Source organism: Paraburkholderia sp. CNPSo 3272 (genome assembly GCF_024206495.1).
GTDB lineage: Bacteria > Pseudomonadota > Gammaproteobacteria > Burkholderiales > Burkholderiaceae > Paraburkholderia.
This window is the reverse complement of sequence record NZ_JAMBPQ010000112.1, coordinates 1-643: the sequence shown is the minus strand read 5'-3', so window position 1 is coordinate 643 and position 643 is coordinate 1. Positions and strand designations below refer to the sequence as shown.

The 643-nt window shown below is 64.9% G+C and carries 1 protein-coding gene; it reads right to left on the bottom strand.

Going from position 1 to position 643, the window contains the following annotated elements; genetic code table 11:
* The coding region (locus tag M3I53_RS38035) for an ISNCY family transposase (protein ID WP_254320821.1) at positions 1–643 on the bottom strand (643 nt) is incomplete at both ends.

Below are 643 nucleotides of genomic sequence, written 5' to 3'. Positions count from 1 at the left end.
GCCCGCAGCGGCCGGTGCGCATCGAACTCACTCTTCGGCGGCTTGGCAAAGCGTGCGTTGTAGGCGGCCATAAAGGAGGGCGCATATGCATTGGCTTCGGCCAGCGTACTGATGCCGCGCAGCCGCAGTTCCTTCACCAGGCGGTCCTGCAGCGTCAGATGCGCGCGCTCCACGCGGCCCTTGGCCGAGCTGCTGTTGGCGCAGATCGTGTCGATGTTCAGCTCGTACATCGCGCGACCGAACGGCGTCACGCTGCGTCCGGTACGCTCGGCGCTGGTGTTGCGGAATACGCTGGCCTTGTCGCTGTAGAACGCGCCCGGCTTGCCATAGCTCTCGATGTACGCGCGCGTTGCCTCGAAGTAGCTGAACGTCGATTCCGTCTGCGTGAAGTGCAGTTCCATCAGCCGGCTCGTCGCATCGTCCACGTACACCAGCAGCGTGCATTGCGGCGCCCGGTCCTCGAACCACGCATGCTCACTGCCGTCGATCTGGATGAGCTCGCCCAGGCACGTACGCCGTGCGCGCGGCTGATAGATCTTCGGCGGCCGCTGCCGGCGCGCAACCCATAGTCCTGCGTCCATCATGAGTTTGCGCAACGTCTCCTTCGCCAGCTGGATGCCGTGGCATTCCCGGAGCTTCTCGC